This is a genomic window from Nocardia sp. IBHARD005 (assembly GCF_052814245.1).
Map to the genome: position 1 here is coordinate 2899234 of NZ_CP199935.1, position 19395 is coordinate 2918628.

Annotated in this window: 19 protein-coding genes; 12 read left to right on the forward strand and 7 right to left on the reverse strand. The window is 66.7% G+C overall.

Annotated elements, in window-relative coordinates:
* Positions 1–70: 70 nt before the first annotated feature.
* The 6 genes from ACTWPB_RS13515 to ahcY all read left to right on the forward strand — a co-directional run bounded on the left by ACTWPB_RS13515 (position 71) and on the right by ahcY (position 5142).
* Positions 71–1309, forward strand: coding sequence for an alkane 1-monooxygenase (locus ACTWPB_RS13515; RefSeq protein ID WP_446225991.1), 1239 nt, complete (start codon positions 71–73; stop codon positions 1307–1309).
* Positions 1306–1479, forward strand: a complete 174-nt coding sequence (locus ACTWPB_RS13520; RefSeq protein ID WP_379298271.1) for a rubredoxin — start codon at positions 1306–1308, stop codon at positions 1477–1479. The genes ACTWPB_RS13515 and ACTWPB_RS13520 overlap by 4 nt, the downstream gene beginning before the upstream one ends.
* Positions 1476–1658, forward strand: coding sequence for a rubredoxin (locus ACTWPB_RS13525; protein WP_446225992.1), 183 nt, complete (start codon positions 1476–1478; stop codon positions 1656–1658). The genes ACTWPB_RS13520 and ACTWPB_RS13525 overlap by 4 nt, the downstream gene beginning before the upstream one ends.
* Positions 1655–2314, forward strand: a complete 660-nt coding sequence (locus ACTWPB_RS13530; RefSeq protein WP_446225993.1) for a TetR family transcriptional regulator — start codon at positions 1655–1657, stop codon at positions 2312–2314. Before ACTWPB_RS13525 ends, ACTWPB_RS13530 begins: the two co-directional genes overlap by 4 nt.
* 131 nt (positions 2315–2445) lie before the next feature.
* A complete protein-coding gene (locus ACTWPB_RS13535; protein ID WP_446225994.1) occupies positions 2446–3603 on the forward strand; it encodes an alkane 1-monooxygenase in 1158 nt (385 codons plus the stop codon).
* 57 nt (positions 3604–3660) lie between these two features.
* A complete protein-coding gene (ahcY, locus tag ACTWPB_RS13540) occupies positions 3661–5142 on the forward strand; it encodes an adenosylhomocysteinase (RefSeq protein ID WP_446225995.1) in 1482 nt (493 codons plus the stop codon).
* Positions 5143–5229: 87 nt separating this feature from the next.
* On the opposite strand, the gene ACTWPB_RS13545 is transcribed toward ahcY, so the two are convergent.
* Entirely contained in the window at positions 5230–5418 is a 189-nt protein-coding gene (locus ACTWPB_RS13545) for a hypothetical protein (protein ID WP_446225996.1), read from the reverse strand.
* A gap of 76 nt (positions 5419–5494) precedes the next feature.
* Here ACTWPB_RS13545 and ACTWPB_RS13550 point away from each other — a divergent pair, with 76 nt between their 5' ends.
* The 6 genes from ACTWPB_RS13550 (at position 5495) to hpf (ending at position 12341) form a co-directional block, all read left to right on the forward strand.
* The gene (locus ACTWPB_RS13550; protein WP_446225997.1) at positions 5495–6142 is read left to right on the forward strand and encodes a dTMP kinase; all 648 of its coding nucleotides are present in this window, start codon (positions 5495–5497) and stop codon (positions 6140–6142) included.
* A 77-nt stretch (positions 6143–6219) separates the two neighbouring features.
* Entirely contained in the window at positions 6220–6897 is a 678-nt protein-coding gene (gene mtrA, locus ACTWPB_RS13555; protein WP_056813049.1) for an MtrAB system response regulator MtrA, read from the forward strand.
* 70 nt (positions 6898–6967) lie between these two features.
* Positions 6968–8839, forward strand: coding sequence for an MtrAB system histidine kinase MtrB (gene mtrB, locus ACTWPB_RS13560; RefSeq protein ID WP_446226331.1), 1872 nt, complete (start codon positions 6968–6970; stop codon positions 8837–8839).
* Entirely contained in the window at positions 8836–10644 is a 1809-nt protein-coding gene (gene lpqB, locus ACTWPB_RS13565) for an MtrAB system accessory lipoprotein LpqB (RefSeq protein WP_446225998.1), read from the forward strand. Before mtrB ends, lpqB begins: the two co-directional genes overlap by 4 nt.
* Before the next feature lie 167 nt (positions 10645–10811).
* Positions 10812–11456, forward strand: coding sequence for a ComF family protein (locus ACTWPB_RS13570; protein ID WP_446225999.1), 645 nt, complete (start codon positions 10812–10814; stop codon positions 11454–11456).
* Between the two features lie 183 nt (positions 11457–11639).
* Complete coding sequence (hpf, locus tag ACTWPB_RS13575; RefSeq protein ID WP_446226000.1) at positions 11640–12341, forward strand: ribosome hibernation-promoting factor, HPF/YfiA family; 702 nt, start codon at positions 11640–11642, stop codon at positions 12339–12341.
* 49 nt (positions 12342–12390) lie between these two features.
* On the opposite strand, the gene bluB is transcribed toward hpf, so the two are convergent.
* From bluB to ACTWPB_RS13605, 6 genes are all read right to left on the reverse strand, one after another.
* Positions 12391–13035 carry a 5,6-dimethylbenzimidazole synthase gene (gene bluB, locus ACTWPB_RS13580; protein WP_446226001.1) on the reverse strand — a complete coding sequence of 215 codons (645 nt, stop codon included), beginning with the start codon at positions 13033–13035 and terminating at the stop codon, positions 12391–12393.
* A gap of 15 nt (positions 13036–13050) precedes the next feature.
* Complete coding sequence (locus ACTWPB_RS13585) at positions 13051–14295, reverse strand: fatty acid desaturase family protein (RefSeq protein ID WP_446226002.1); 1245 nt, start codon at positions 14293–14295, stop codon at positions 13051–13053.
* Between the two features lie 97 nt (positions 14296–14392).
* Positions 14393–15793: a fatty acid desaturase family protein gene (locus tag ACTWPB_RS13590; protein ID WP_446226003.1), complete on the reverse strand. Its 1401-nt coding sequence runs from the start codon at positions 15791–15793 to the stop codon at positions 14393–14395.
* 236 nt (positions 15794–16029) lie between these two features.
* Positions 16030–17160 (reverse strand): ferredoxin reductase, encoded by a 1131-nt coding sequence (locus tag ACTWPB_RS13595; protein ID WP_446226332.1) that lies wholly within the window; start codon positions 17158–17160, stop codon positions 16030–16032.
* Between the two features lie 203 nt (positions 17161–17363).
* Complete coding sequence (locus ACTWPB_RS13600; RefSeq protein ID WP_446226333.1) at positions 17364–17909, reverse strand: DUF6912 family protein; 546 nt, start codon at positions 17907–17909, stop codon at positions 17364–17366.
* A 10-nt stretch (positions 17910–17919) separates the two neighbouring features.
* Entirely contained in the window at positions 17920–19332 is a 1413-nt protein-coding gene (locus ACTWPB_RS13605; RefSeq protein ID WP_446226004.1) for a WS/DGAT/MGAT family O-acyltransferase, read from the reverse strand.
* Positions 19333–19395: the final 63 nt, after the last annotated feature.

Genomic DNA, 19395 nt, shown 5'->3' on the forward strand with positions numbered 1-19395 from the left:
TCGGGCATATCGTCTGTGGTAGATAGTTGTGCACATCACAGGTGTGAGATGTGCCTCGGAACTGGAGACGATGATGTCGACTGATGCCAACGCGTCCGAGCGGCCGGCCGCGCCGCCGCAGTGGCGAGATTCCAAGCGATATTTGTGGCTATGGGGGTTGTTCGCCCCGACCGGCCTGTTCACCATCGCGATCCCCCTGATCTGGGGCCTCAACCAGCTCGGCTGGCATCGCCTCGCCGAGGTCCCGTTCTGGCTCGGCCCGGTGCTGGTCTACCTCGTGATCCCGCTGGCGGACCTGTTCTTCGGGCCGGACGGCGACAACCCGCCCGACGAGGTGATGGAGTACCTGGAGAACGACAAGTACTACCGCTACCTCACCTACCTGTACCTGCCGTTCCAGTACGCCTCGCTGATCTTCGCCTGCTACATCATCACCGCGCCGAACCTGCACTGGCTTGGCTTCGCCGGCGGCGCCAACGTGGTCGACAAGATCGGCATCGCGATCAGCGTCGGCATGATCGGCGGTATCGGCATCAATACCGCCCACGAGCTCGGCCACAAGAAGGTCGGACTGGAACGCTGGCTCGCGCGCATCGCGCTGGCCCAGTCGTTCTACGGGCACTTCTACATCGAGCACAACCGTGGTCACCATGTACGGGTGGCTACCCCGGAGGACCCCGCGAGTTCGCGCATCGGTGAGTCCTTCTGGGCCTTCTGGCCGCGCACGGTCTCGGGCAGCCTGCGCTCGGCCTGGCACCTCGAGAAGCAACGTCTTGGCCGGCTCGGCAAGAGTCCGTGGACGCTGCGCAACGATGTGCTCAACGCCTGGGCGATGTCGGTGGTGTTGTGGCTCGGATTGATCGCGGTGTTCGGCATCGAGGTGCTGCCCTACCTGATCCTGCAGGCGGTGATCGGTTTCAGTCTGCTCGAGTCGGTGAACTACCTCGAGCACTACGGCCTGGTCCGGCAGAAGACCGCGAGCGGACGCTACGAACGGCCCGCGCCGGTGCACAGCTGGAACAGCGACCACATCGTCACCAACATCTTCCTCTACCACCTGCAGCGCCACAGCGACCATCACGCGTATCCGACTCGTCGCTACCAGACGCTGCGCAGCTGGGACGGTGCGCCGAACCTGCCAAGCGGCTACGCCAGCATGATCCTGCTCGGCTACTTCCCGCCGATCTGGCGCCGGGTGATGGACAAGCGCGTGCTCGCGCACTACGGCGGGGATGTCACCCGCGCCAATATCGAACCCAAGCGCCGGGAGCAGGTGCTGGCAAAGTACGGAAGCGAGGTCGGATCGTGAGTGCCTACAGATGTCCGGTGTGTGATTTCGTCTTCGATGAAGCCAAAGGCGCGCCACGCGAAGGATTTCCGCCTGGCACACTGTGGACTGCCGTTCCTGACGACTGGTGCTGTCCGGACTGTGGGGTGCGGGAAAAGATCGATTTCGAGGCAGTAGGAGTTTCGCAGTGACCGACTACAAGCTGTACCAGTGCGCACAGTGCGGTTTCGAGTACGACGAGGCCCTTGGCTGGCCTGACGACGGCATCGCGCCCGGCACCCGCTGGGACGACATCGCCGACGATTGGACCTGCCCGGACTGCGGTGCCCGCAAGTCCGACTTCTTCATGGTCGAGATCGAACGTTCGTGAGCGTCGCGGGCACTCCGCGCACAGGTTCGCGCATCCCGTACCAGGAGGCCGCGCGCGAACTGCTGCGCAACTCGGTCCTGGACGGGATGCGCGAGCTGCTCACCGAGCGTGACTGGTCCAAGGTCACACTCGGTGACGTGGCGGCAAGGGCCGGGGTGAGCAGGCAGACCCTCTACAACGAGTTCGGTTCGCGCTCGGGGCTCTCGCAGGCCTACGCGCTGCGCCTGGCCGACGACCTCGTCGACCGTGTGCGCGAGGCGCTCGACGCCAATGTCGGTGACGCGCGCGCGGCGATCCGGGTCGGGATGACCGGGTTCTTTCTCTCCGCCGCGGGCGACCCGCTGGTCCGTTCGCTGCTGAGCGGGGAGATGAAGCCGGACCTGCTGCGGTTGATCACCCTCGACGCGGCCCCGCTGCTCGAGCACGCCACCACCCGCCTGACCGAGGTTTTCATGCACAGCTGGGTGGACGCGACGCACGCCGAGGCCGACGTGCTCGCGCACGCGCTGGTCCGCATCGCGCTGAGCTACATCCCGAATCCGCCCGTGCCGGAACGCGACGCCCCGGCCGAGATGAGCGCCCTGCTCAGTCCGTATGTCGAGGCAATTGTGCAGGTACGAGGCATGCGCGTCCCGTCGAGTGAAGTGGGTCACTGAGAGAAGTCACCAGCCTTGATTCGCTCCGGTGTAACCATCACCACGTTTGATGATCTGCCGGTGTGTAACGCGCCTACGATCTGTCAGTATTCACATCGGTCGACGATTGGTCTACTTACAGCGGAGCGGGTGTGCACACGGTTGGCAAACCGGGGGATTTTCGTGATCCCAAACGGTATCTCTGGGCATTAGGGCTGATCGCCCCGGCGTGCGCGCTGTTGCCCTCCCAGCTGGTGTTCCATACCAAGGCTGAAGTGTTCTGGTGGATCGGGCCGGTCATCGTCCTGATCGCCATTCCCCTGCTGGACTGGATCGTCGGTGAAGACGGCAACAATCCCCGCGACGAGGACTACGCGGCGCTCTCCGCCGACCGGTACTACCGGTGGTGCACCTACCTGTTCCTGCCCATCCAGCTGATCAGCCTCGGTGTGGCCTGCTTCATGTGGACAAGCCCGGAGCTGGCCCTCGTCGACAAGCTCGGTTTGGCCGCCACGGTCGGCTTCGTCAGCGGCATCGGCATCAACGCCGCCCACGAATTGGGCCACCGGGTGGAGAGTGCTGAGAAATTGCTGTCGAAGATCGCGCTGGCCCAATCGGGGTACGGGCACTTCTTCGTCGAACACAATCGCGGGCACCACGCACGCGTGGCCACCCCCGAGGATCCGGCCAGCGCCCGGCTGGGTGAATCGCTGTGGGAGTTCTTGCCGCGCAGCGTGATCGGTGGGTTCCGCTCGGCCGTACAACTCGAGCGCGCGCGCCTGTACCGGCAGCGTCGCGGCTGGTGGAGCGTCGAGAACAACATCCTGCAGGCCTGGGCGATCACGGCGGTGCTGTTCGGTTCGCTGACGCTCGTGTTCGGCCCGGCGATTCTGCCGTGGCTGGCCATCCAGGCCGCGATCGGCATCGCGCTGCTCGAGACCGTCAACTACGTGGAGCACTACGGGCTGCTGCGCGCGCGCAAGCCCAACGGCCGCTACGAACGGTGCTCCCCGCGCGACAGCTGGAACTCCGATCGCCTGGTCACCAACATCTTCCTGTTCCATCTGCAGCGCCACAGCGACCACCACGCCAACCCCGGGCGCCGCTATCAGACCCTGCGCAGCACCGAGGACGCACCGCAGCTGCCCGCCGGGTACGCCACCATGATCGTGCTGGCCGCTGTCCCGCCGCTGTGGCGCGCGGTGATGGACCCCCGGGTCGCGGCTCACTACGGCGGCGACCTGAGCCTGGCCAATGTCGCGCCCGAGAAGCCGCGACGGTTGCTGGCCAGATACCGCGCGGCGGCCTGAGGCCCCACCTCGACGGAGCTGGGAACTCGCGCGGCCACAGACGGTAACCTAGCCAACGTGACGACCTCAGAACTCCCCGCGCGCACCGAGCTCACCGCTGACGTCCGCAACGGCATCGACTACAAGGTGGCCGACCTCTCGCTGGCCGAATTCGGCCGCAAGGAGATCCGCCTCGCCGAGCACGAGATGCCGGGCCTGATGGCGCTGCGTCGTGAATACCACGACGTCGCTCCGCTCAAGGGTGCGCGAATCTCCGGATCGCTGCACATGACGGTGCAGACCGCCGTCCTGATCGAAACGCTGGTCGCCCTCGGTGCCGACGTGCGCTGGGCCTCCTGCAACATCTTCTCCACCCAGGATCACGCCGCCGCCGCCATCGTGGTCGGCCCGAACGGCACCGAAGACGAGCCCGCAGGCATCCCCGTCTTCGCCTGGAAGGGCGAGACGCTGGAGGAGTACTGGTGGGCCGCCGAGCAGATGCTCACCTGGCCGAACGAGCCGGCCAACATGATCCTCGACGACGGTGGCGACGCGACCATGCTCGTGCTGCGCGGCGCACAGTTCGAGAAGGCCGGTGTGGTCCCGCCCGCCGACGCCGACCACTCCGCCGAGTACACGGTGTTCCTCGACCTGCTGCGCGAGAGCCTCGAGGCCGACAAGACCAAGTGGAGCGTCATCGCCGACTCGGTCAAGGGTGTCACCGAGGAGACCACCACCGGCGTGCTGCGGCTGTACCAGTTCGCCGCCGCGGGTGAGCTGGTGTTCCCGGCGATCAACGTCAACGACTCGGTCACCAAGTCCAAGTTCGACAACAAGTACGGCACCCGCCACTCGCTGATCGACGGCATCAACCGCGGCACCGACGTGCTCATCGGCGGCAAGAAGGTGCTGATCTGCGGTTACGGCGACGTCGGCAAGGGCTGCGCGGAGTCCCTCGCAGGCCAGGGCGCGCGCGTGCAGGTCACCGAGATCGACCCGATCAACGCCCTGCAGGCGCTGATGGACGGCTACGACGTCGTCACCGTCGAGCAGGCGATCGGCGATGCCGACATCGTCATCACCTCGACCGGCAACAAGGACATCATCACCCTCGAGCACATGAAGGCGATGAAGGATCACTCGATCCTGGGCAACATCGGCCACTTCGACAACGAGATCGATATCGCGGCGCTGGAGCGTTCGGGCGCGACCCGGATCAACATCAAGCCGCAGGTCGACGAGTGGACCTTCGAGTCGGGCAAGGCGATCATCCTGCTGTCGGAGGGGCGGCTGCTGAACCTGGGCAATGCGACCGGCCACCCGTCGTTCGTCATGTCGAACAGCTTCTCCAACCAGGTCATCGCCCAGATCGAACTGTGGACCAAGCCGCAGGAATACGACAACGAGGTCTACCGCCTGCCCAAGCACCTCGACGAGAAGGTCGCCAAGATCCACGTCGAAGCCCTCGGCGGCACCCTGACCAAGCTCACCAAGGACCAGGCCGAGTACATCAACGTAGACGTGGAAGGCCCGTACAAGCCCGACCACTACCGCTACTGATCCAGACCTGACAGTGGCCCGTCGACCATCCGGCCGGCGGGCCACTGTCGTCGTGCCCGCACGGGCCGGCGCCGGGTTCTGCGCCCGCTAGCCGATGATCAAGCCCGTGCAGAAGATGTTGTGTTCGCTGCTGATGCCGAGCACCGCGCACATCAGCGAGTGGAAAGCCGTCGACGATCCCGCGTCCGGGTTGCCGGTCTGTGCGGACGCGGTGCCGCAGGCGAAGGCGGCGGTGATGGCAAGCGTGGCAGCGGTGGTGCGAACGATCTTTCTCATAGGGGAATCCTCGTTGGCCGACCGGGCGCGGGCCAGCCCGCAACTCTGGGGGGACGGCGCGCGGTAATCTCACCGCATGGGCGTATTGATCGCGGTGGAAGGGCTCGACGGGGCGGGTAAACGCACGCTGATCGATGGGCTGATCGCCGAGTTGTCCGGAAAAGGGTTGCGGGCCGACAGTCTGGCCTTTCCGCAATACGGGCACTCGATCCATGCCGATCTCGCGGCCGAAGCGCTGCGCGGAGGCAATGGCGACCTGGCTGAGTCGATCAACGCGATGGCGATCATGTTCGCGCTCGACCGGGCCGCCGCAGGCGCGGAACTGTCGGACCTGTTGGGCGGCAACGACATCGTCATCCTGGACCGCTGGGTGGCTTCCAACGCCGCCTACTCGGCCGCGCGGGCGCATCAGGATGCCGATGGCGAAATCGTTTCGTGGGTGGGCGATCTGGAGTTCGGCAGGCTCGGATTGCTTGCGCCGGATCTCACCGTGCTGCTCGACGTGTCCACCGAGGTGGCGGCCGAACGTGCCCGTCGCCGTGGCGAACTCGACGACGCGCGCGCCCTCGATGCCTACGAACGGGACGGCGGTCTGCAGCAGCGCACCGGGGAGGTCTATCGTGAACTCGCCGACCGCGACTGGTTCGGCCGGTGGTGGACATACCGATCCGATGACGATAGGCCTGCGTTACTCACCCTCTGCTCGGAAATTTCTTCCGGATAAGGTTGGATACGCGACGGGTTCGCACCATTAATGGCGTGGCGGCCCGATCCTGGCCTGGGAGATGACAACATAGGACTATGAAGCCCAAGATTCTGGTCGTCGACGACGATATGGCACTCGCTGAGATGCTGACCATCGTCTTGCGCGGGGAAGGGTTCGACCCGCATGTGGTGGGCGACGGCACACAGGCCCTGTCAGCGGTGCGGGAGATCCGCCCCGATCTGGTGCTGCTCGACCTGATGCTGCCCGGCATGAACGGCATCGATGTATGCCGGGTGCTGCGGGCCGATTCCGGCGTTCCGATCGTCATGCTCACCGCCAAGACCGACACGGTCGATGTGGTCCTCGGCCTGGAGTCCGGCGCCGACGACTACATCGTCAAACCGTTCAAGCCGAAGGAACTCGTCGCCCGCGTCCGAGCGCGCCTGCGCCGCACCGAGGACGAGCCCGCCGAGCTGCTCTCGATCGCCGATATCGTCATCGACGTGCCCGCGCACAAGGTGACTCGCGGCCCTGGGCAGATCTCGCTCACCCCGCTGGAGTTCGACCTGCTGGTCGCGCTCGCGCGCAAGCCTCGTCAGGTGTTCACCCGCGAGGTACTGCTCGAGCAGGTGTGGGGTTACCGGCACGCCGCCGACACCCGTCTGGTGAACGTGCACGTGCAGCGACTGCGCGCCAAGGTCGAGAAGGATCCGGAGAACCCCGAGATCGTGTTGACCGTGCGCGGAGTCGGTTACAAGGCCGGACCGCCGTGATCGGTCACTGCGGGGCGCCGCTGTGACCACTGGTCCAGTGGCGCAGCTGCGGCGGTGGGCGAGCCCGATCATGGCCTGGTTTCAGGCCGTCGGGACCGCGCTCGGCCATCTGTGGCGCCGGTCGTTGCAGCTGCGAGTCATCGTTTCGACGTTGACCCTTTCGCTCATCGTGATCACGATCCTCGGGGTCGTGCTGACCGGTCAGATCACTGACCGGCTCCTCGAAGCCAAGATCAACGCGGCTGTCGAGGAGATGGATCGCGCCCGCAGCACGATCGAGAACAAGATGTCGGGCTTCCAATCCGGCAACAGCCAGGAGCAGCAGCTGGCGGACGCGCGAGCCGCGCTGTCCAGCCGTGGCGGCACCGGTCAGTCCAGCGGCGCCGCGGGTAGTTTCGACTCGGCGCTGGCGATGGTCGGCGGCACGCCGCCCCACGAGATCGCGGTGGGCCCGCTCTCGGAGGTACCGCAAGAGCTGCGCCGGTTCGTCCAGCGCAATCAGGTCTCCTACCAGTTCACCACCGTCGCCGACCCCGACGGCTACCGCGGGCGCGCGCTGGTGATCGGCAGCCCGAGCGCCGAGGTCGCGACCCTGGAGATCTACCTCATCTTCCCGCTGGCCAGTGAGGAATCGAGTCTGTCGCTGATGCGCGGCACGATGCTCATCGGTGGCGTGGTCCTGCTGGTGTTGCTCGCCGCGATCACCGCGCTGGTCACCAGGCAGGTGGTGCTGCCGATCCGGTCGGCGGCGCGAATCGCGGGCCGATTCGCCGACGGCAGACTCAAAGAACGCATGCTGGTGCGCGGCGAGGACGACATGGCGCGGCTGGCGCAGGCGTTCAACGAGATGGCCGAGAGCCTGTCGAACCAGATCACCCAGCTCGAGGAATTCGGCAATCTGCAGCGCCGCTTCACCTCCGACGTCAGCCACGAACTGCGCACACCGCTCACCACGGTGCGTATGGCTGCCGACCTCATCCACGGCTCCAGCGACGATCTCGATCCCGCCCTTGCCCGCAGCTCCGAACTGCTCGTCAACGAGCTCGACCGATTCGAGGGCCTGCTCAACGACCTGCTCGAGATCTCCCGCCACGACGCGGGTGTGGCCGAACTGCAGGTCGAGTCGCTGGATGTGCGGATGTGCGCGCGTGCCGCGATCTCCACGGTGCGCCACCTCGCCCGCGACGCCGGGGTCGAGGTGGTGATCGACCTGCCGGAGGAGCCGGTGGTCGCCGAGGTCGACCCACGTCGCGTCGAGCGTGTGCTGCGCAACCTGCTCGCCAATGCGATCGACCATTCCGAGGGCAAGCCGGTGCTGATCCGCATGCGCGGCGATGCCGAGGCCAATGCCGTCGCGACGGTGGTCCGCGACCAGGGTGTCGGGCTGCGGCCGGGCGAGGAAAAGCTGGTGTTCAACCGGTTCTGGCGCTCGGACCCGTCGCGCGTGCGTCGCTCGGGTGGTACCGGGCTGGGCTTGTCGATCAGCGTCGAGGACGCGAATCTGCACGAGGGCAGGCTCGAAGCGTGGGGCGATCCGGGCGTCGGCGCGAGCTTCCGGCTGCTGCTCCCGATGGTGCGCGGCCGCAAGCTCGGTCAGAGTCCGCTCGCGCTGGAACCGATGTTGCGCAAGGTTCCCGCACTGCCCGAAGCCGAACCCGAGCCGACGATCGTCGACGTCGAGCCGTCCGGCGCCGAGCCGACGGAGGCGCCATCGAGTGTTGTCGAGATGGAGGCCGAGCCGGCGGATGTCGATCCGGCTGTCGCCGACCCGACGGCTGTGGTGCCGGGGGCTGCCGAACCGCAGGACACCGACCCATCGGCGAACGAGCCCGGCAGCGAACCGCCCGCCGCTGGCACGCACCCGGCGACCAACGGCCGGCACCCCCTCCCCGCCGACGCCGATAAGCCGACGCCAACCGAAACCGGAGACGGGAAGTCATGACTAGTGGTGATCGTCGGGATCGGCGCGGCGCCGCACTGGTCGCGGCGGTGCTGGCCGGTCTGATGGTGCTCACCGGTTGCGCCAGCCTGCCGGAGTCCTCCGCACCGCAGGCCCTCGGCACGATCAACCGCGCCCCCACCTCGGCGGGGCCGACCCCGCCGATCTCCGGCCGCGACCCCGACCTGTTGCTCGGCGACTTCCTCACCGCCAGCGCCGACCCGACCAACAAGCACGCCGCCGCCCGCCAGTACATGGCACCGGAGACGGCGGCAGGCTGGAACGACGAGGCGAGCACCACCATCGTCGACGACCGCCCCGACACCCTGCGCGAATCGCGTTCGGGCGACAAGGCCAGCTATGTGCTGCGCGCCCGCAAAGTCGGTGAGCTCGCAGGCGATGGCGGCTATCGCGCCACCGAGGGCACCCTCGAGAACAAGATCGAGATGAGCAAGATCGACGGCGAGTGGCGGATCACCGAGCTGCCGCCGGGTGTCGTGATGGACAACGACGCCTTCGCCAAGTCCTATCACCGCTACCTCCTGCACTACATCGACCCGAGCAATTCCCTGCTCGTCCCGGATCCGCGCTGGATCTCGGTGCCACGCGCCCAGCTCACCGAGCGACTGATCGGCATGCTCGCCGAAGGCCCGCAATCGACGATCGCCCCGGTGGTGCGTAACCCGTTGGCGCAGCCGGTTTCGCTGCGCGGTCCGATCACCAAGGCCAACAACGAACCGGGCGATGTCGGGATCGGCATCGGCGGGGTGCGCATCGACTTCGCCGGGCTCGGCTCACTCGGCCAGCGCGAGCGCGAACTTCTCGCCGCGCAGGTGGTACTCACGCTGTCCGGTGCCGACATCCTCGGTCCGTATGTGCTGCTCGCCGACGGTAAACCGCTCGACGACCGATACGCCAACGGCTGGTCGGTGGCCGATGTCGACCAGTACAGCGCCTCGGCGCCCGGCCAGAACCGGATCGGCCTGCACGCCCTGCGCAACGGCACTCTGGTCCAGGTCACCCCGGACGGCATCGTCACGCCGAGTGGTTCCTTCGGCGAGGCGACGAACCTGCAGTCGGTCGGCATCTCGGCCGACGGCCAGTTCGTCGCCGCGGTCGCCGACTCCGGCAAACCGGCGCCCGAACCGGCCCGCACCCTGCTCATCGGCAACTACGGCGCCAAGGCGTTCGCGGTCGCCGAGGGCGCAAGCATCGCCCGCCCGTCCTGGACCAGCGACGGTGGTGCCGCCTGGACGGTGATCGACGGTGACCGGGTCATCCGGGCGGTCACCGATCGCGCCACCGGCAACGTCTCCACCGAGAACGTCGACATCTCGGCCCTGTTCGACGGCGCAGGCGCACCGCGGCCGCCGATCAGCGAGGTGGTGGTCTCGCGTACCGGTGTGCGTGCGGCGCTGATCGCCGACGGCAAGGTCTATGTCGCGGTGGTCGAACGGCGGCCGGACGGCAAGTACGCGCTCACCTCCCCGCTGCCGCTGGCACTCGGCCTGAGCTCACGCGCGGTCTCGCTGAGCTGGGTCACCGGTGACACCATCATGGTCGCCCGTGAAGGCAATGTTGACCCGGTCTTCACCGTCTCCATCGACGGCTCCCAATTCAGTGCGGTGACCTCGCAGAACCTCACCCCGCCGGTTCGGGTGGTGACAGCGGCCCCGGCCACGCAGTACGTGGCCGATTCCCGGGCCGTCCTGCAGCTTCAGACCGCCGATCCGACCCGCAATGACCGTTTCTGGCGCGAGGTACCCGGATTGACCGGAGAACGGGTTGTGCCGGTCCTGCCGAGCTGAATTATTGGCGGCTGGTGCCGCGGTTCTCGGCGCTGAACTCCACCTCTTCCCTCCCTACGGGCACTCCTTCGTCGCACCCTTCGGTCAGTCCATCGGCGGAGGCGCGCCGAGAACGATGCCCGTCGAGCGACGAAGCATGTCAGTGCCCACTGCCATACTCGCTCGCTATGACGGTGCTGCTGGATCTGATCCTGCCCGACCGGTGCGGCGGGTGCGGTTCGCCCGGCGAGAATTGGTGCGCCGAGTGCGCCGCTGAACTCGGCCGTGGTCCCGTCCGGGTGCGGCCGCGCGCCGATCCCGGTGTTCCGTGCTGGGCGCTTGGCCCCTACTCCGGCGTGGGCAGGCGGGCGGTGCTGGCGGCCAAGGAACACGGCCGGCGCGACCTCGCCGCCCCACTCGGGCTGGCACTTGCCCATGCGCTTGCCCGCTTGCGCGCCGCCGACCGCCCCCTCCTGCTCGTGCCCGCACCCACCAGAACCGCGGCGGCCCGTCGCCGTGGCGGTGACCCGGTGGCGCGCTCGGTCGCGGTCGCGGCCCGATGGCTGATCGAGTGCCGAACCGCGCCGCTGCTGCGGATGGGGCGCGGCGTCCGGGATTCGGTGGGCTTGACCCAGCATGAGCGCACCCACAATCTGCGCGGCAAGATCATGACCGTCGCCGATCCGGCCGAATGGGTCGCCATCGGTGCGAATGCGCAGGTAGTACTGGTCGACGATGTACTGACCACCGGCGCCACCGCCTGTGAATCGACACGTGTTCTTAGCCGAATCGGCATAGTTCCGCGGGCGGTTTTGGTGACCTGCGCGGCTTGACGGAGGAAAGTTCGCGTGAACAGTGGCGGACTCGCCGATGGCGGACTAGCGTCGCGAGCACACACCGAACCACAAGTTTGGGAGGTGGTGCCGCGGAGACAGGTGCCGGGCGATTCCCGATCGGCACAGCTCAATCCCGCCGCCCTACGTTCGTAGTTGTGCGGCCATATCCGGGAGGTACGCGTGACGACTTCTTCACGGGCATCAGTGCAAGATGCTGACCCCACGGCACTACAGAACGGTGCCACCGAGACGATCGATATGGAGACTCCGAACGCCGAAGTGGTGGTCTCCGGTCGCAACGTCGAAATCCCTGACCACTATCGAATCTACGTCGCGGAGAAGCTGTCTCGGTTAGAGCGCTTCGACCCGTCGATTTTCCTCTTCGATGTGGAACTGTTCCACGAACGCAATCGTCGTCAACGCAAGGCCTGTCAGCGCGTGGAGATCACCGCGCGCGGCCGTGGACCGATCGTGCGTGCCGAGGCATGCGCCGACAGCTTCTATGCCGCGCTCGAATCGGCCACCCAGAAGATCGAGAGCAGACTGCGCCGGTCCAAGGACAAGCGGCGCGTCGTGCATTACGGCGACAAGACGCCGGTCTCGGTCGCGCAGGCCACTGCCACACTGGTCGACGAGTCGCTGTTCGCCCAGCCGGACGGTTCTGCTGCCCACGACCACGACGAGGCAGTCGACGAGGCAGGCCCCGGCCACATCGTGCGCACCAAGGTGCACACCGCGACACCGATGTCGGTGGACGACGCCCTCTATCAGATGGAATTGGTCGGTCACGACTTCTTCCTGTTCCACGACAAACAGACCGACCGCCCGTCGGTGGTCTATCGCAGACACGCCTTCGACTACGGCCTGATCAAGCTGGCCTAGAACCATGACCGATCCGGGCATCCGCTCTCGGCGGGTGTCCGGATCTTGTTCAGCCGCCGAAGGTTTCGTGATGCACGGCCTCGGTCAGCGACCGTCCCGACCGCCACCCGAAACGTTCCAGATCCGGCACCTGCTGGAATGCGCTGACCGGCCCCACGCACAGCCAGGCCACCGGCTCGATCCCGGCGGGGAGGCCGACGAGTTCACGCAGGAATTCCGGATCGTAGAACGACACCCAGCCCACCCCTACCTGCTCCGCGGTCGCCGCGAGCCACAGGTTCTGGATGGCGAGCACTGTCGAGTACACGCCCGTCTCCGGCACGCTCGCCCGGCCGAGTACCTGCGGTCCGCCACGTGAATTATCGTGCGTGACAACAACACCCGTGCCGCTCTCGACGATCCCGTCGATCTTGATCGGCTCGAATGTCGCCGCCCGCTCGGCAGGCAGCGACGCACCGAACTCGACCCGCTTGTCCGCCACGTGCTCGGCGAAACGGCGCAGCGTCCCGGCGTGGCGAACCACGACGAAGTCCCACGGCTGTGAGTTCCCGACGCTGGGCGCGCGATGCGCGGCGTCGAGGATCCGTAACAGGGTGTCGTCGTCGACGGGCTCGCCGGTGTACTCGGCGCGCACATCGCGACGCAGACGGATCGCGTCGTAGACGCTCAGGTGGTCGGCATTCACGCCGACCATCCAACCGCAGCCGCCTCAGGCCACCGTACGGCGGGCCAGCTTACGACCGGCGGACAGTGCGGTGCGCAAGCCCTGGCGACGGCCGGTCATCGGGTCGATCGTGGGGGTGGTGTTGCCCGCGAACAGACGCTCGGACTTGGTCTCCGGCGCGTCGTCGGTGGTGTGGCGCAGGTACTTGTTCGGCAGCGAGAGCTTGAGGATGGTGCGCCACGACTTGAAGTACTGCACCGGCAGCGAGCCGGTGGTGTAGGGCAGGTCGTACTTCTCGGCCAGCTCACGCACCCGCACCGCGATGGCGGCGTAGCGGTTGCTCGGCAGGTCGGGGAACAGGTGGTGCTCGATCTGGTGGCTGAGGTTGCCGCTCATGAAGTTCAGCAGCGGTCCGCCGGTGATGTTGGCGCTGCCGAGCATCTGGCGCAGGTACCACTCACCCTTGGTCTCGTTCTCGATATCGGCCTTGGTGAACTTCTCGGCGCCGTCGGGGAAGTGGCCGCAGAAGATGATCGCGTTGGTCCACACATTGCGGATCACGTTGGCGGCGATATTGGCCGTGAGCGTAGTTACGAACGACGGGCCGGTGAGCAGCGGGAAGACCACGTAGTCCTTGGCGACCTGCTTGCCGATCTTCTTCAGTACCAGGGTGCGGTCGGCTTCGAACTGCTTCCACTCGGGCGAGTCCTTGTCCCACTTCTTCTTGGCGACCTTGCCCAGCTCGAGGTGCTGGACCGCGACGCCGTACTCGAACAGCGCTTGCAGCAGGAAGTTGTAGATGGGATTGCCCAGGTGGAACGGCATCCAGCGCTGATCACGGGTCACGCGCAGGAGGCCGTAGCCGATGTCGTCGTCCATGCCGAGCACGTTGGTGTACTTGTGATGCAGGAAGTTGTGGGTGATCTTCCAGTGCGCGGAGGGACCGACGATGTCCCACTCCCACGAGGTGGAGTGGACTTCCGGATCGTTCATCCAGTCCCACTGCCCGTGCATGACGTTGTGCCCGATCTCCATGTTCTCGATGATCTTGGCGGAGCTGAGCAGGGCGACACCGGCCAGCCAGGCCGGCGGCAGGAAGCTGGCGAACAGCACCGTGCGGCCGCTGATCTCGAGCGCGCGCTGTAACCGGATGACGTTGCGGATATAGCGCGCGTCCGCCGCTCCGCGGGAGGATTCGATCTCCCGGCGGATCGCATCGAACTCCGCACCTAGAGCTTCGACATCCGCTGCGGTGAGGTGCGCGTATTCCTTGACATCCGAGATCGCCATGGCGGCTACAGTACCGTAAGTTACGAGAGCGTAGGTTGGCGATTTTCGGGACGAAATGTGTGATAAGTCCTATTGCGCAATTGAGATGTAAATGTTATCAGGCGTGGCGAGCCATGCGGCGAGCTGCTTTGGCGCGCAGTACCCCCCGCTCGCGCACAGCGCGTTCGCCGAGCGCCCGCTTGGCCTCGCGCAAGGCCAGCTTCTCCTGCCGGGCTCGTGCCTTGAGCGCCGTCTTCGCCTCGCGCAGCACTTCCTTCTCGTGCCGTGCCTTGATCTCGAGGGTGACCTTCGCATCGTGCAGCGCCGAACGCAGACCGAAACGCTTGCCGGTCTCCGGGTCGACCCGCAGGCTCTCGGGCAGTGAGATACCGGCGAACTTGCGCTCCGATGACGTCTCGGGGGCATCGTCGGCGGTGCGCTTGAGGAAGCGGTCCGGCAGCGCCAGCTTGTGGATGGTGCGGAAGGCCAGCAGGTACTGCTTGCCCAGCGAGCCGGTGGTGTAGGGCAGGTCGTACTTGTCGCACAGCTCGCGCACCCGTACCGCCACCTCCGAGTACCGGTTGCTCGGCAGGTCGGGGAACAGGTGGTGCTCGATCTGGTAGCAGAGGTTGCCGCTCATGAAGGCCATCACGGGACCGGCCTTGAAGTTGGCGCTGCCCAGCATCTGGCGCAGGTACCACTCGCCCTGGGTTTCCCCGTCGAGCTGTTCTGAGGTGAACTTCTGCGCGCCGTCGGGGAAATGCCCGCAGAAGATCACGGCGTAGGACCAGAGATTGCGCACCAGATTGGCGGTGGCGTTGGCCTTGATCGTCGACTTCCAGGCAGGTCCGGTCAGTGCTGGGTAGAGCACGAAATCCTTGGCGACCTGGCGGCCCGCCTTGCGGTAGAACTCGATATCTTGCGGTGAGGTCTTCGCGCCGGGATCGACCCCGGCCAGCTCCTTCTCGATGCCGAGATCGTGCAGTGCGATACCCCACTCGAAGGTCGCGGCAAGCAGCAGATTGGCGGCGGGCTGTGCCAGGTGCAGCGGGCGCCACGCCTCGTCGCGGGTCATCCGCAGAATGCCGAAGCCCAGATCCTCGTCCTTGCCAAGGACATTGGTGTAGGTGTGGTGCGAATAGTTGTGCGCGCGCCGCCACTGCGCCGACGGGCCCGTCATGTCCCACTCCCAGCTGGTGGAGTGGATCTCGGGATCGTTCATCCAATCCCACTGGCCGTGGCTCACATTGTGGCCGAGCTCCATGTTCTCGATGATCTTGGCGACCGAGAGCATCGCGGTACCACCGAGCCAGGCCCAGCGGTTACGGCTACCGAACAGCACCGCGCGCCCGGCGACCTCGAGGGCGCGCTGGGCCGCGATGGTGCGGCGGATGTACTTTGCGTCGTGTTCGCCGCGCGAGGTCTCCACCGAGCGGCGGATCGAATCGAGTTCTTTCCCCAGTGTCTCGATGTCGGCCGCCGTCAGATGGGCGAAGGCCTGGATATCGGTGATGGCCACCGGGGGTCCTCCTGTGTTTACGAGCGGCTGGTACCGCGGTCAGTCCAGATCGAGACGGCCGAGTACCGGGCGCTGCGCGCCTCGGGTTCGCGCCCTCGATGCTGTTCGGCCTGTGAGTGATCCTAAGTCGCGCCCGCAGGCAAAGATCGAAGCGAGGGGCCTAACCGATTGCCGTCGGTCACGGGTTGTGCCCGACGCATACATCGAGGGTACCCGGTCAGCGGTTCGGCAACCGGTTAGATGTCGAGCGTGCAGTCGCCCGCGGCGGCGGAAATGCAGGTTTGCACCTTGTCACCGGGCTGACGTTCGTCGCCGTTGCGCAGATCGCGGGCGTGTCCGGCGGAGATGGTCACCACGCAGGTCTGGCAGATGCCCATCCGGCAGCCGAAGGGCAGCTGCACGCCGACGGATTCTCCGGCTTCGAGCAGGCTGGTCGCACCGTCGACGGTGAGGGTGCGCCCGGTGGTGCCGAACGTCACGGTGCCGCCCTCGCCGATCGCGGAGCGTTCCACCTCGAAGCGTTCGATGTGCAGCTTGCCGGCCACACCCGCGTTCTTCCAGTGGTGCTCGATCGCGTCGAGCATCGGGGCCGGTCCGCAGGCCCAGGTCTCGCGTTCGCGCCAGTCGGGGTACAGCTCGTCGAGGCCGGCCAGGGAGAACAGGCCCTGCTCATCGGTGAGTTGCAGGTGGGAGACGAAGCTGGGGTGCTTGTCGTGCAGGGCGCGCAGTTCCGCGCCGAACATCACATCGGCGTCGGTGGGCGCGGAATGGACGTGCACCACGTCGTTGACGCCGTCGCGGCGGTCCATCGTGCGCAGCATCGACATCACCGGGGTGATACCGCTGCCCGCAGTGAGGAACAGCACCTTCGACGGCGGCGGCTCGGGCAGCACGAACCCGCCCTGCGGCGCGGCAAGGCGCACGATGGTGCCCGCGGCCACCCCGTTGACAAGGTGGCTTGACAGCTTGCCCTCCGGCATCGCCTTCACCGCGATGGAGATGAGTCGTTTGCCGCCCTCGCCGGTCCAGTCCGGGGGGCAGGTCAGCGAGTAGGAACGCCAGTTCCAGCGGCCGTCGATCAGGATGCCGATGCCGATGTACTGCCCAGGGCGGTACTTGAAATCGAAGCCCCAGCCCGGCTTGATCACCAGCGTCGCCGAGTCGGCGGTCTCCTTCTGCACCTCGACGATGCGCCCGCGCAGCTCGCGCGCCGACCACAGCGGATTGGCCAGGTGTAGATAGTCATCGGGCAGCAGGGGAGTGGTCACCCGGGCTACCGCGCCGCGCAACACGTTGAGCTTGCCGCCGCGATCGGCGACCTGCGCCGCCGGTGCTTCGAGCCATTCCCGGAACTTATTGAGGACCATGCGCTGCGATTTCTCCCTGTCGTGCATTCGAGCCACCGTGGGGTGACTCGCTCGCAGCCAGGTTACGGCATCGTAGGTTGAGCGCTAGTTGTGAACATTCTGAGTGCTCGGCCCACCCCCGGTTTCGGACTGACCGGAGGGGTGCGACGAAGGAGTGCCCGCAGGGAGGGAAGAATCGGGGTGACAGGGCCGAGAACCGCGAATTACAGGAGTTCGAGCAGGAACGGCAGCTCCTGTGGCGCGTACCAGGCAAGCTGATGGTCCTCGGCGTCGCCGAGGACGAATTCCGCGTCGGTATCACCGAGGTCGGCGGCATCGATGACGTCCACGGCCTTGGCGACCTGCGGCTCCGCCTCGGCAAGGTCGACATGCACCGCGGCGACCTGCTTGAAGCTGATCGCCCCCGACAGCTTCACCACCGCATCGTCGAGATCGGGCCGCAGCTTCGCCCCTGGCACATCCGCCGCGATCACCGCGCGCCGATACACCGGGCTACCCGGGCCGGCCGCTTCGCCCTGGGCGTCGTCGTCGGGATCGTCGAGCCCGTCGCGCTCGGCGGCGATCAACCGCATGGAGGCCCGTGCGGCTTCTTGCATCGCCACTTCGGCGAGTTCCTCGTCGTCGCCCGCGGCGTAGGCCTCGCGCAGGGCTGGGGTCACGGCGAACGCGGTCGCGCCGAGCGGGAGCAGCTGCTGCTCGTCGACGAGTTGGCGCAGCAGCGGAATCGTCGCCGGGATGTAGACGCGCATCGTGTCGTTCTCAGAGACAGGCACCGAGCAACTCCTCCATCGATTCGTGCACCGATGCCGCGAGAACATCGATGTCGGCCATGGCGTCGCGGTCGGCGTTGAGTCCGTAGAAGACCTGACCGTCGTACGAGGTGAGCCCGAAACTCAAGGTCTGATTGCGCAGCAGCGGCGATACCGGATACATCTCCAGCATGCGAGCCCCGCCGATGTACATCGCGGTCTGTGGTCCCGGCGCGTTGGTGATCACCAGATTGAAACTGTTGTCGGCGAAGGTACTCGCCGCCCGCACACTCATCGCGTGCAGGCTCGCGGGCGCGAATCCGGCCAGGTGCACGAGCGTGCGGGCCCGCACCCCGCGACGCTGCCTGCCCGCGGCCTCGGTGGCGTGCGAGATGTGCGACAGGCGCATCGTCGGATTCGGTTCGCCCACGGGCAGATCGATGAGGAACGAGGACACCTCGCTGGCCGGGGTCAGCTGGTTGTCGCCGTCGACGTAGACCGACATCGGCACCACCGCGCGCAGATTGGTCGACTCGACCAGTGCTTCGTTGCGGGAGAGCAACCAGTTGCGCAGCGCCCCGGTGACCACCGCGAGCACCGCGTCGTTGATCGAGCAGTCGAAATGCCTGCGGATCGTGCGGTAGTCGTCGAGATCGGTGCACACCACGTCGAAGCGGCGGCTGCGCGAGGTGCGGGCGTTGAGCGGGCTGTCCGGCGCCGCGCTCGACGTCGCCGCGCGCACCACATTGGCCGCGGCCTTCACCGCCATCCGCGTGCCGCGCACCACCCCGAACGCGTTCGATCCCGCGTCGCGCATCACGCCGTAGGCTTCGCGCGGCTGCGCGGCCAGCTGCGACAGCGCCCCGGCCAGCAATTCCACATCGGTGGGTTCGCGCGGCGCCCGCCACGAGTCGTCGGCCAGTTCGCGCGGCAGCGGGGAGTTGTCGAGGATCACGTGCCCGATCTCGAGGGCGGTATCACCGTCGACGAGCGCCGAGTGCGACTTGGTGAACACCGCGGCGCGCCCGTCGGCGAGCCCTTCGATCAGATACATCTCCCACAGCGGTCGCCCCTGATCCAGGGGTCGCGACGCGAGCCGGGCGACGAGATCGTAGAGCTGGCAGTCGCTGCCAGGACCGGGCAGCGCGGAGCGGCGGATGTGATAGCTGATGTCGAAGCGACTGTCCTCGACCCATACCGGCCTGCCCATGGCGAGTGGGATCTCGCGCACCTTGCGGCGGTAGCGCGGTACCAGCGGTAGCCGGGATTCGACCAGGTCGACGAGGCGTTCGTAGTCGAGTACCTGGCCCTCGCCGTCGGGGGCGGAGTTGTTCAGGATCGCGAGAGAGCCGATGTGGATCGGGTTGCTGCTCGACTCGAGCCGATAGAACGACGCGTCCTGCGGCGTCAATCTCGTGATCACGCGCTCCGAAGCTCCTTTCGGTGCCGTATGGCGCTGATCGGGCACGCGCTACATCCTACGTCA

Coding starts and splice junctions, on each gene's coding strand:
- ACTWPB_RS13515 (WP_446225991.1), top strand. CDS start 71: ATGATGTCGACTGATGCCAACGCGTCCGAGCGGCCGGCCGCGCCGCCG.
- ACTWPB_RS13545 (WP_446225996.1), bottom strand. CDS start 5,418: ATGAGAAAGATCGTTCGCACCACCGCTGCCACGCTTGCCATCACCGCC.
- ACTWPB_RS13550 (WP_446225997.1), top strand. CDS start 5,495: ATGGGCGTATTGATCGCGGTGGAAGGGCTCGACGGGGCGGGTAAACGC.
- mtrA (WP_056813049.1), top strand. CDS start 6,220: ATGAAGCCCAAGATTCTGGTCGTCGACGACGATATGGCACTCGCTGAG.
- mtrB (WP_446226331.1), top strand. CDS start 6,968: ATGGCCTGGTTTCAGGCCGTCGGGACCGCGCTCGGCCATCTGTGGCGC.
- lpqB (WP_446225998.1), top strand. CDS start 8,836: ATGACTAGTGGTGATCGTCGGGATCGGCGCGGCGCCGCACTGGTCGCG.
- ACTWPB_RS13570 (WP_446225999.1), top strand. CDS start 10,812: ATGACGGTGCTGCTGGATCTGATCCTGCCCGACCGGTGCGGCGGGTGC.
- bluB (WP_446226001.1), bottom strand. CDS start 13,035: ATGGTCGGCGTGAATGCCGACCACCTGAGCGTCTACGACGCGATCCGT.
- ACTWPB_RS13585 (WP_446226002.1), bottom strand. CDS start 14,295: ATGGCGATCTCGGATGTCAAGGAATACGCGCACCTCACCGCAGCGGAT.
- ACTWPB_RS13595 (WP_446226332.1), bottom strand. CDS start 17,160: ATGGTCCTCAATAAGTTCCGGGAATGGCTCGAAGCACCGGCGGCGCAG.
- ACTWPB_RS13600 (WP_446226333.1), bottom strand. CDS start 17,909: ATGCGCGTCTACATCCCGGCGACGATTCCGCTGCTGCGCCAACTCGTC.